The 11,574-nt window shown below is 40.3% G+C and carries 13 protein-coding genes; 11 read left to right on the top strand and 2 right to left on the bottom strand.

All coding sequences use genetic code 11. The features are described from left to right. The first annotated feature begins 87 nt into the window (after positions 1-87). From ADIS_RS09525 to ADIS_RS22975, 10 genes are all read left to right on the top strand, one after another. Positions 88-1,227, top strand: coding sequence for a DUF4221 family protein (locus tag ADIS_RS09525; protein ID WP_010854261.1), 1,140 nt, complete (start codon positions 88-90; stop codon positions 1,225-1,227). A gap of 836 nt (positions 1,228-2,063) precedes the next feature. Then, the gene (locus ADIS_RS09520; protein ID WP_035805432.1) at positions 2,064-2,267 is read left to right on the top strand and encodes a hypothetical protein; all 204 of its coding nucleotides are present in this window, start codon (positions 2,064-2,066) and stop codon (positions 2,265-2,267) included. A gap of 78 nt (positions 2,268-2,345) precedes the next feature. Then, complete coding sequence (locus ADIS_RS09515; RefSeq protein ID WP_010854259.1) at positions 2,346-3,494, top strand: DUF4221 family protein; 1,149 nt, start codon at positions 2,346-2,348, stop codon at positions 3,492-3,494. A gap of 62 nt (positions 3,495-3,556) precedes the next feature. Next, a complete protein-coding gene (locus ADIS_RS09510) occupies positions 3,557-3,931 on the top strand; it encodes a hypothetical protein (protein ID WP_155907349.1) in 375 nt (124 codons plus the stop codon). 17 nt (positions 3,932-3,948) lie between these two features. Beyond that, complete coding sequence (locus tag ADIS_RS09505) at positions 3,949-5,283, top strand: glycosyltransferase (RefSeq protein WP_010854257.1); 1,335 nt, start codon at positions 3,949-3,951, stop codon at positions 5,281-5,283. Further along, positions 5,273-6,037 (top strand): FkbM family methyltransferase, encoded by a 765-nt coding sequence (locus tag ADIS_RS09500; RefSeq protein ID WP_010854256.1) that lies wholly within the window; start codon positions 5,273-5,275, stop codon positions 6,035-6,037. Before ADIS_RS09505 ends, ADIS_RS09500 begins: the two co-directional genes overlap by 11 nt. A gap of 14 nt (positions 6,038-6,051) precedes the next feature. After that, positions 6,052-7,287, top strand: coding sequence for a glycosyltransferase (locus tag ADIS_RS09495; protein ID WP_010854255.1), 1,236 nt, complete (start codon positions 6,052-6,054; stop codon positions 7,285-7,287). A 221-nt stretch (positions 7,288-7,508) separates the two neighbouring features. Continuing rightward, a complete protein-coding gene (locus ADIS_RS09490) occupies positions 7,509-7,715 on the top strand; it encodes a hypothetical protein (protein WP_035805429.1) in 207 nt (68 codons plus the stop codon). 123 nt (positions 7,716-7,838) lie between these two features. After that, on the top strand, positions 7,839-8,993 hold the full coding sequence (locus ADIS_RS09485) for a DUF4221 family protein (protein WP_035805428.1): 1,155 nt from the start codon (positions 7,839-7,841) through the stop codon (positions 8,991-8,993). Between the two features lie 62 nt (positions 8,994-9,055). Further along, positions 9,056-9,229 carry a hypothetical protein gene (locus ADIS_RS22975; protein WP_155907347.1) on the top strand — a complete coding sequence of 58 codons (174 nt, stop codon included), beginning with the start codon at positions 9,056-9,058 and terminating at the stop codon, positions 9,227-9,229. An 889-nt stretch (positions 9,230-10,118) separates the two neighbouring features. On the opposite strand, the gene ADIS_RS09480 is transcribed toward ADIS_RS22975, so the two are convergent. Both ADIS_RS09480 and ADIS_RS09475 read right to left on the bottom strand, forming a co-directional pair. Continuing rightward, the gene (locus ADIS_RS09480) at positions 10,119-10,541 is read right to left on the bottom strand and encodes a type II toxin-antitoxin system VapC family toxin (protein WP_010854250.1); all 423 of its coding nucleotides are present in this window, start codon (positions 10,539-10,541) and stop codon (positions 10,119-10,121) included. Further along, entirely contained in the window at positions 10,538-10,795 is a 258-nt protein-coding gene (locus ADIS_RS09475) for a DUF6364 family protein (protein ID WP_035805426.1), read from the bottom strand. The genes ADIS_RS09480 and ADIS_RS09475 overlap by 4 nt, the downstream gene beginning before the upstream one ends. 102 nt (positions 10,796-10,897) lie before the next feature. Here ADIS_RS09475 and ADIS_RS09470 point away from each other — a divergent pair, with 102 nt between their 5' ends. Continuing rightward, on the top strand, positions 10,898-11,215 hold the full coding sequence (locus tag ADIS_RS09470; RefSeq protein WP_010854248.1) for a hypothetical protein: 318 nt from the start codon (positions 10,898-10,900) through the stop codon (positions 11,213-11,215). Positions 11,216-11,574: the final 359 nt, after the last annotated feature.

Here is an 11,574-nt window from a genome sequence, read left to right as displayed (position 1 = left end):
TTAGTACCTGTAACTTTTGGTCCAACAAATGGGGAGTATTATATATGGCTGACTTATTTTTATTGAATCGTTTGAATGGATTTAAATATGACAATACGAGTTGTTTTATTATGCATTTTATTTGCTGCATGCAAAGAATCAGGTAAACCGTCACTGACCCTAAAATCATCGGAGGAAGTCTTGATTACTCCAAAAGTGCTTATGTCCACGAATCCGGCGCATATTCGTTTCGTTGAATCTGACTCAGGCCAGTATCTCTTTTTTATCAACCATATTTCCAGAAACCCTCAGTTTATAGATTTTGAAAGCGGAGAGTTAGTCAAGGAAATCATCCATCATAATGATGGCCCAAACAGTATGCGCAATCGCACGGGAGTGGGTCTTTTGGAAGGCGATAGTATTTGGGTTACATTTTCACCCAGTTCTATTGGGTGTGTAAATTTCTCCAGTGAGGTCATTTTCAAGCGGGTCATTGACAATAGTCCTATTCCTTTAACCTACTTGGCTTCGGACTTCCATCAATCGCTGTATCGGCATCAAAATAAGATTTTCGGCATGCAGCCGTCCTTTATGTCTCATCATGCTATGGACAAAAAGGATATCCGAAACCATCCCCTTGTTTATAGCTATGATGTAGAGTTAGATCTAGTTAAGTGGTATGATGTATATTATCCTGATGACTATTGGGATCAAGGGAAGAAGATTTCAAATTTTTCTTGGGCGAGAAGGGAGAATAAGCTATATATTTCACCTTGGTATCATCACGAAATTCAGGTGTTTGATATGGATTCTGAATCCGTTGTCGACCGTGTGATAGTAAAATCGGAAAATATAAATCGGTTTAACTATGTCAATAATCCTCCCGGATCTAATGAAGAAGCCTTGCTAGCGAGAATAGGAAGTGACCAATATGGGATTTTACTCTACGATAAATATAGGGATTGCTTTTACCGCTTTTATAATCCCGGTTACAGTGACGAAAATGCCTATTCGATTGAAGTTTTGTGGAAATTTCGCCGTTCTCGACCAGTTACGGGGCTAATGGTTTTGGACAAAGATTTAAATGTACTGGGAGAATATGTTTTTGAGAAATTTCAGATTCACGCAGGATCTAACATGTTTGTCGGGAAAAAGGGATTATACCTATCTCTCAATAACGAAAACAGTCCAGATTTTAATGAGGAGACCTTAAGGTATTTAGTGGTACAGTTTAACAAGCCGGAATGACAATTAAATGGAAAAGGTTGGTAGAGTAAGTTGGAATCAATTGGGTTGTGTGGTAATAATAGCTTTATACAGCCCCATTAGGGACTTTCCGAACCTCAGTAAACTACTATCTATTAAATGATTGCGAGGGAAGAGGGCGTTTCTGAATTTCAAGAATTGGAGCAAAGACCTGACGAGATTTTGAAAATTTATTGATTTCGCAAACTTTACATCACATCATTAAATATCCCGGGCTGGGTGTAGTTTGCAACTACACCCTTCTATTAATTCCAATTTGCAATTGGAAATGGACGGAATTTCCAATAATCGACGGCTATCAAACCACCATATCCCACATAATTTCTTGCTTTTGAACACATGTAGTCTCCCATAGCTAAAAATAGGGTATCCGCGTAGCATTCCCAAATTAAATAAAAGGACTGTAGATAGTTGTCGGATGTTTGGTCAGCCTGCCTTTTCAAAAATATGCTAGGCCGAGTTCTAATTGGCGGGCCTTTGTTTACTAAGATATTCTTTAGCAAGCCATTGCAAATGGCATTGAAGGGATTACCACTGCAAGGGAGGTTAGGAATAGGAGGGTGGAGAGAATTCTACAGCCAGATGGGAGCAAAGATCTGACGAGATTTTGAAAATTTATTGATTTCGCAAACTTTACATCTCATCATTAAATATCCTAAATTTTTAATACACCATTTATGACAGATTGTCAAAAATCTGCTTACTATTTTAACTCTTGTATCAAATGTCGTAAATAAATTATTGTAAAATTGTTTGGAAATATCATCCTTTTTTTTTTAATTTAGATAAATTATTTTATAACTCAAAATAATACTATTATGAAAAAGCTCTTTAAAAAGCCAGTTCTTTTATTGGGATCCTTGGCAGCCGTGGTCGGATTTGGATTTCTCTCAGACCAGCATGCAGATGTAAAGGCACAAAGTGGTGTTGAGTGGTGTCAGTGGTTTGATGCACCTGGCGAACCCCATGACGGGTGCGTGATTTTGGTTTTTAATCTTCCTTGCATATGCGAAGGGTGCTAAAATCAGTAATTATCAAAATATGAATATAGATAGCAGGTTTGTTATCTATATTCTATTTACTATTAATTTTTATAAATCATGAAAAAGATCGTATTTATTGTATTTTTGAGTTTGTTATCTTTTGGTTGTCATAAGAAAACTCAAAAAAGGCAGTTTAAAATGGAAACGATAGAAGAAATTTCCATAAAGACAAATGACCTTATCTCTGTAAATCCTGGTAACACAAAGTTTATTGAAACTGACTCAGGTACATTTTTATTTGCCTATAATCATGTAGAAAAAAATTACCAATTCATTGATTTTTCAAATGGGAAAGTGAATCATAAAATTCCTCTAACCTTTGAGGGGCCAAATAGTGTCAAGGGATTTCTTGGAGCAACTCTTACAGGTCCGGATTCGATATGGCTTACCTTTTCTCCACCTGCAATTGGACTAATCAATTTTAAGGGAGAACTTCTGTTAAAAAGACAAATACCCAATGATAGGGTTTCTGTTACTGCCTTAATAACTACATTTTACAAGCCAATTATACAAATAGGGGCGGAAATTTATGGCCCCCAACCTTATTTTATGGGTCATCACGAAATGGACAAGGAACAGATTGCCAAACACCAATTGGTTTTTAGCTATTCCTTCGGTATCGAAACTACATCGTGGCATGAGGTTTTTTACTCAAGCACTTACTGGGATAATGGCAAGAAGCTTACGGATTATTCATGGGATGAGAGAGATGGAAAAATTTATATTGCCCCATATTATGATCATCAAATTCAGATTTTCGATAGTGCCACCAAGAGGGTGGTGAAAGGAAATGAGGTTAAATCTCTTTATGTTAACCGTTTCAATTTTGTGGATAATATTCCATCCGGGTTTGAAGAAGCCAATAGAAACATTTTAGAAAGCGACCAATATGGTCCTTTTGTTTACGATCGCTTTAGGGATCTATTTTATCGTGTATTTATACCCAGTTACAAGTCGGATAGTGAGCTATCATCAGAGGAACTGCGGTTTTTTGTCAGGTCTCGACCATATGCCGGAATAATGGTTTTGGATAGTGAGTTGAACGTTCTTGGTGAGCATATATTTGATAAGTTTGAAATACATCCTTCAACAAACATGTTCGTTGGAGAGAAAGGTCTATATCTATCCCTCAACAACGAAAACCATCCCGACTATGACGAAAATCATTTCAGGTATAGGGTGGTGCGGTTTGATATAGAAGAATGAGTATGGGAGGCAGATTACAGGGACTATATTTTTGTCTATTTGTTACTGTTACTATATGCTTGGTGAGTTGCCGAGAGAATAATGCAGAAATCTATCTGAAACGATTGGGGATAGAGGCAAATGAAAGGTATAGTCAGTATGTGATCGTCTTGGATTACGGGTGTCATACCTGCAAGGACCGATTTTATGAATATGTTATCACAGACTGGCCGGAAAGCAGTGCGCTGGTTTTTAAGAGAAGGCCGGATAAGGCCACTTTGAAAGGATTTCCGGAGTTGTTTGAAAGGGGTTTTGTATTTGTCGATTCTCTCGATACCTCCTTCGAATTGGGCCTTACGGACAAAAACACCGAAATGACCTTGATTAAGAAAGGGAAAGTAACACACTATACCTTTCTTGAGTATATCAACCTTATCGAGGAACTCGAGAGAAACTGACAATCTCACAAAGGATAATGGGTAATATTCTTTTTGCCATATTGGATACTAGCAGCCACCTGAACGCAACCTTTAAGTTGGCCGGAAGTCTACGGGATAGAGGATTCTCCGTTGTTTACCTGGGCAAACCGGCCAGTAAAGCCCTAATAGAAAGCCTTGGATTTGGCTTCCATCCTCGGCCGGAAAACTTCCAGCCGGAGATACTTTCACAGATTACAGGCGATCCGGAACAGTTAAAAGAATTAGTTGAAGGTAAATTCCTTAAGGAAGATTTTTTTGAAGAAGCCATACGGCGGTTCAGTCCTTCAGTTATACTTTTGGATACATCGCTTATCTATTATTCAGTGCATCTACTCAATAAAAACACTACCTTTATCACCGTCTCCACCAAAGTATGCCAGAACAGGACACCTCATATTCCACCTTTTCAGGCGAATTATATTCCCGGCGAAAACACCACCCTTTCTAGGGTAACAGTAGAATGGATTTGGCAAGTTCATTTGCTGAAGAAACGATGGAGGGACTATAAGGACGATGCCAGCCCTGAGCGCATAAGCTGGTTTCGTCTAACAAAAAGGTATCTGAAGCAAGCAAATCTCGAAGTAAGATACAAAATCCGAACACAAAGAAGCAGCCACTTTGGATGGGAAGATATCCCTGAGTTGATCCTTTCCCCCAGGCACTTTGATTTTCCCAGGCCCTTTCCCAGTAACCAAATTCATATAGGACCTGTGGTGGATATTGAACGAAAAGAAGATCAAAGCGAAATCGATAAACTAAGTAAAGTTTTATCCACTGAGGGTATCAAGGTTTACTGCGCCATGGGATCCTATGACACCGAATTCCGCAATGACCGAATCAAGTTTTTTGTTTCGTTGATCAATATCTTCCTGCTTCGAAGAGACTGGCGGTTGATCCTGTCCACAGGCAGGGATATTGATCCTTCCGGATTCAGACCGGTTCCAGACAATGTACACTTGTTTCAGTCGGTGCCACAGTTGCATTTAATAAAAAACGTGGACCTGATGATTACCCACGGAGGGATGCAGTCCATTACCGAATGCATCTTGTTGGAAACGCCCATGCTCGTCTATCCGCTAAACCTCAACCTGGACCAGCCGGGTAATGCGGCCCGGGTAGTTTACCATAGATTGGGAATGAGAGGAAAGCTTAAAAAAGATACTGCAAAGCAGATAGAAAACAAGGTTGACGAATTACTTACCAATAGAAGCTTTTATTTAAAAAACATCCAAAGGCTTAAGCTACAAATGCTTGACTCCGGCGATTTTGAAAGGGGTATCGCATTTATTGAGTCGTATATCAAAAGTCAGGAGGTAATCCATGAAGTCTAAATGGAAGGGGAGAATTGGACTTCCATTTAAAAACGAAGGTGCTTCGTCAATGCTGCAAACCAGTTGGATTTCAAAGGCAATCCCAAGTCAACATGCTTCCGTAGTGCAGATAGGTTCCAATGATGGAAAGACAAGGGATCCGCTTTATCCTTTGATGAAGGAGCGTATTGGTTGGCGGGGTCTTTTCGTAGAGCCTGTCCCCTACTTGCTGCGCAGGTTGAGAGATAATTATATGTCCCTTGATTCCCCGGAACGGTTCCGTTTTTATAACGGTGCGGTCAATGATGGCAGCAAAGGGGAATTTTTTTACGTTGACCGACATGCGAAATACGTTATTCCGGACTTGCCTGAATGGTATGATCAAATTGGATCTTTTGACCGACAGCATATCCTCAATCATTTGGGAGGCATTTTAGCCCCATTTATAAAAGAACTAGAACTAGCGGGTTCAACACTCCAAGGTTTGTTGGATAAGTTCCAAATTGATCATGTTGATCTGTTGCATATTGACACAGAGGGGTATGATTGGGTGATCTTATCTCAACTTAATTTGGAAAGGTACAGGCCTTCTGTCATACTTTTTGAATACAAGCATTTAAATGAGACAGATTTAAATCGAGCGGTGGCGCATGTCTCGGATCGCTACGAAATATTTCGGTTTAAAAATGATTTGTTTTGCCTTTTGCGGGAAAGACATGGCCTTTTAAATGATGATCTAAGGGCCTTTAGGAAGCAGTACACTTTTCCTGTTTAGAAAATTATGATACTATGAGGATAGCGTATATAGTGGAATCATTTCCCAAACTTTCGGAAACCTTTATTCTCAACCAGGTCACCGGGCTATTGGACCTAGGACATGATGTTGATATTTTTCCTTCCAAGTCCTACTTAGAAGAAAGGGTGCACCTGGAGGTTTCTGGCTACGGGCTTTTAAGCCGAACCTACTATCAGCCGTCAATGCCTACTTCGAGATGGGCTGCCAAACTGAAATGCATCTGGTTGATCATAAAAAACGTCGGGAAAATAGAAACCATAAGCCGCATGTTTTCCTCTAATTATCCGTCGGATGTTAAAATCTCCCTGTTTTTTCGCATGTTGCCATTAATGGGGAAAGAGGCATATGATATTGTCCATTGCCATTTTGGACCCCTTGGAAAGATCGCTGTGTATGCCAAATCGCTAGATATCATCAGGGGGAAGTTGCTGTTGAGTTTTTACGGCTATGATGCCACCAGGTATAATCTGGATGCGGATTATTATGCGAGTCTTATACCTTATTTTGACGGCTTTATCACCATCTCCAACTACCTGAAATCGAAACTTACGAACTTGGGGTTTCCGGAGGATAAGCTTATTACCATACCGTTAGGCGTTAATTTGGAGATTTATAAACACCGGACGGTTCCTGTTCGTAGGTCGGGTAGAAAATTGTTGACGGTGGCGCGATTAGTGGAGAAGAAGGGAATCTACTATGGTATCATGGCTTTTTCTAAACTGCTACCCAGCTATCCGGATTTGGAATATCACATTGTAGGCGAAGGAATTTTATTTCAGAGGTTGAAAGAGTTGACTGATGAACTTTCGTTAACAGGACATGTGATTTTGCATGGTGCAAAAAATCGTGAAGAAATAAAGGAGTTTTATGCTGCTGCGGACATATTCGTAATGCCCAGCATCACAGCGTCGGACGGGAATTCAGAGGGACAGGGGCTCGTACTTCAGGAAGCGCAGGCTATGGGAATTCCTGTCGTCGCTACGCGGCACAATGGAATTCCAGAAGGCATTTTAGAAGGAGTGACAGGCCTGTTGGTACCGGAGAGGGATATTGATGCGCTTTCAGATAGTATTCGTAACTTGATAGAAGACAATGAACTAAGGGAAACGATGGGCAAAAAAGGAAGAGAATTAGTAGTCGCAAAATTCAACAATAAAAAATTGGTTGGATCACTCGCCGAGTACTACGAAAGCATCAATTCATATGTTGAGGAAAATTCAAAAGTTTAAAATTTATTGATTTCGCAAACTTTACCTCCCAGAATGATTTAACCTAAATATGTAATACATCTTTTTTGCCGGATTGTCAAAAATCTACTTACTATTTTAACTCTTGTATCAAATGTCGTAAAAAAATTATCCTAAAATTATTTGGAAATATCATAGTTTTTTTAACTTTAATAAATAATTCTATAAATCAAAATAATTCTATAACTCAAAATAATACTATTATGAAAAAGTTCTTTAAAAAGCCAGTTCTTTTATTGGGATCGTTGGCAGCGGTGGTCGGATTTAGATTTGTCTCAGACCAGCATGCAGATGTAAAGGCACAAAGTGGTGTTGAATGGTGTCAGTGGATAAATGACCCCTCTAGACCGGATATTGATGGTTGCAAAGTTTTAGTTTTTGATACACCTTGTATATGTGAGGGATGTTAATGTATGCTAATTGTATTCCAGCTAGTTGTTTTAATTAATAATTAGCTGGAATTCGTGTTTTAAAATAATCAGATTAGTGTTTTCAATGTTTTATAATTTCTAAATTTAAATACATGTTTGTATATGAAATGTGTTTTGTTTGTAATAGGTATTGTGTTTTTTGCTGGATGTGAAAATAAAGATAGGAAAAACGAAATTAGGCTTGTTAAGGTTGATGAAGTAGCTTTCACTGCTAACGACTTTATTTCCGTAAACCCAGCCTTTACACATTTGATTGAATCGGACTCAGGGTCGTATTTATTCGCCTTTAATCACGTGGTAAAAAATTTTCAGTTTATAAATATGGATAACGGAGTAGTTGTAAGGGAGATAGTCCTAAATTATGAAGGGCCAAACAGTGTGGGAGGGTTTACTGGCGCGACCATTACCGCTCTGGACTCTATTTGGCTCCTGACCTCAAGGCCTCCTAAACTTAATCTGCTTAACTTTGAAGGTGAGATCGTTTTAGAAAAGGAGATAAAAAATGATGTAAGGCCCTTTCCCATAAATTACCTTTTTGTTTTTGCGCCCGCACCGCTGATCCAATATAAGCAGACCATTTTTGGCCCCCAGCCGTTATTGGAAGGCCACCATCAAATCACGAAAGAAGATATAAGCAAGTACCAGCTGGCTTATAGTTTTGATTTTGGGCAGGATACTGTCGTCTGGCATGATGTTTATTATTCGGAAAATTACTGGGACGCAGGAAAAAAACTGTCTGATTTCTCTTGGTCCAAAGACGGTAACAAGATATTTCTGGCTCCGATTTACGACCATGAGATTCAGATCTTCGATATGGATTCGGGAAAAATACTTAATAAAAAACAGGTTAAATCAACTTATATAAACAGCTTCAATTACGTGAATGAAATACCTGCTGGGCTGAATGAAGGAATCAAGAACAGGATTCTTCATGATAGGTACGGTAGCTTTTTGTTTGACAAATATAGGGAAGTGTTTTATCGTTTGTTCAATCCGGGCTACGAACTGTTGGAAGAGTTGACCATGGAGGAACTCAGTCTTATCGACAGATCCAAGCCCAAAACCGGAATCATGATCTTGGATAAGGAATTGAATGTTTTGGGTGAACATCTTTTCGGAGATTTCGAGATCCATTCATCCTCCAATATGTTCGTTGGCGAGAAAGGTCTATATCTATCCCTCAACAACGAAAACCACCCCGACTATGACGAAAATCATTTCAGGTATAGGGTGGTGCGGTTTGATATAGAAGAATGAGTAGGGGAGGCAGATTACCCGGACTATATATTTGTCTACTTGTTACTGTTACTATATGCTTGGTGAGTCGCCGGGAGAATAATGCAGAAATCTATCTGAAACGATTGGGGATAGAGGCAAATGAACGGTATAGTCAGTATGTAATCGTCTTGGATTTGGGCTGCCACACGTGCAAAGACCGGTTTTACGCCTATGTTGTCGGTCAATGGCCGGAAAGCAGTGCGCTGGTTTTTTAAGAGAAGGCCGGACAAAGCCACTTTGAAAGGATATCCTTATTGCCTTTCCAGATTAATTAATGGACAGTAGTTAGTTGTCGGATGTTTGGTCAGCCTGCCTTTTCAAAAATATGCCAGGCCGAGTTCGAAATGGCGAACCTTTGTTTACTAAGATATTCTTTAGCAAGCCATTGTAAATGGCATTGAACGGATTACGACTACAAGGGGGGGTTAGGAATAGGAGGGTGTAGAAGGATTTCACACCCAGACGTGAGTGACCCGAAAAAGGCCCATCGGGCTGCCATCATAGTAGCCAGGGGCGCAGCGCAGCGCAGCCCCTGGTTAAAAACGCACATTTCCGTTGGGTTTTGGCCGCAGGGACGGTTGAAGAAGCCGGTCTTTTCCGCCAAAACCCAGTTCTGTTCGGTCCTGTCTTGTCTCGATATGTCGGCTCAGGCACGTATAGCAGCCCCAGCAGTCAGGGGTTTTGGCGGGACATAGTGCGTGGTACTGACAGGGTAGCGGCCAAAACGTGCTTACGGGACTTCGTCCTCAAGCCACGGGTTGAAACCCGTGGTTACTATATCGATCATCCCTGCGGGATTTGTGATCATAGCAACCGAAAAATCCGATTTCATTTGATAGGTAGGTGTAGTGATGACAAGGAAGGCCAAGTGGCTAACTCCAATTCGGAAATGCTCTGATAGGAAAGTGGAGAATTTCATGGTATCAAGCCCCATAGGGGCGCCAATATAATAACCCTGGGTGAAGCGCAGCGGAACCCAGAGACAATCAGACGTCCTTCCATGTAGTTTTGGCTGCAGGGACGGTGGAAGAAGCCACGCTCTCCAGCCAAAACCAGATTCAAGTAGGCCTAGCCCACAGGCAAAAACCTCGTTTTACCACATAGTTATTTGGTATTCCAGATGTTAAGGTATTCATACGGAGTCAAAACTGGTATTTCAGATTCTTTAAAATCTTTTCCGTTTCTTGTAATTAATATGCTACATTCTGAATTTACAGCACAATAGTATTGCAAGGAATCTTCAAAATCTCCAAACTTAGATAACAATCCTTTATCAATCACTTTACTCGTCAGGTCCGAAGTCTCAGCAATTACCTTGAATTTTCGGATTTTCTCTTTAACAACTTCTTTATCTTCAAATCTTGACAATAAATAAAAAACCGTTGAATAGGTTAGCGCTGAAACGACTAACTGTATTTCCCCTTTGTCTGCAAGTGTTGCTATTTTAGCTACCGATTCATAAAAGGGTACACGTTCACCTAATAAATCGACAACCACATTTGTGTCAAGAAATAGTTTGTCTTTCATTTATATTTCTCCCCTAAATAATCGCCATAAGCCTTTTTATAATCATAGTCATTAGGAATCTTCACACCTGTTCTTAGACTTTTGACAAATGGTGAGATTTCAATGTCTGAACCGGATGGAACGTCTTCCTGGGAAATCAATGTTCTAAGGTAGGATTCAATCATACCTGACAAACTCCTTTTTTGTGATGCAGCATACGCTTTTGCTCTGTCAATCACGTATTTGTCGAGTTTCAATGTTAATTTCGTATCCATAATGTATAGTTGTACGTACAAATTTATAAAATACGTCCGTATAAGTCAAGTGTAATTTGTGCTTCACAACGGTTAGGGTGTTTGAATTTGGGACAAAGCTTAATGGGACGCGAAAAAGCCCATCGGTCTGCCATCATAGTAGCCAGGGGTGCAGCGCAGCCCCTGGTTAAAAACGCACATTTCCGTTGGGTTTTGGCCGCATGGACGGTGGAAGAAGCCAGTCTTTTCCGCCAAAACCCGGTTCTGTTCGGTTCTGCCTTGTCTCGATGTCTCGGCCCTGGGACGGATGTCAGCCCCAGCAGTCAGGGGTTTTGGCGGGAACTGGTGCGTGGTATCGCCATGGTAGCGGCCAAAACGTACTTATCAGAAGTCGTCGTCAAGCCACGGGTTGAAACCCGTAGTTACCCGGGCTGGGTGTAGTTTGCAACTACACCCTTCTATTAATTCCAATTTGCAATTGGAAATGGACGGAATTACCAATAATCAACCTCTATCAAACCTTCTAACCCGGCATAATTCCTTGCGCTCGAACACATATAGTCTTCAGGTTTTTCCACTATTCCTGCCCTTACCGGATTCTCATGAATATAGTGCATTCTACTTTCGATCATTTCAGTACGATAAAGTTCAATCGCATGGTTTTAATCTGATAATTATTGTTTTTTAAAGGCCAGATTGAATCTCGCAATAACAATCATCCTTCCGTGCTTTGCCTGCGTCATGCTCGATTTCATGGTAAGCAGTCGGTTATCCCCCTTGTTGGTTTAGGCAGATGTTGA

The organism is Lunatimonas lonarensis (assembly GCF_000390185.1).
Lineage (GTDB): Bacteria > Bacteroidota > Bacteroidia > Cytophagales > Cyclobacteriaceae > Lunatimonas > Lunatimonas lonarensis.
This window is presented reverse-complemented; position numbering and strand designations above follow the sequence as displayed.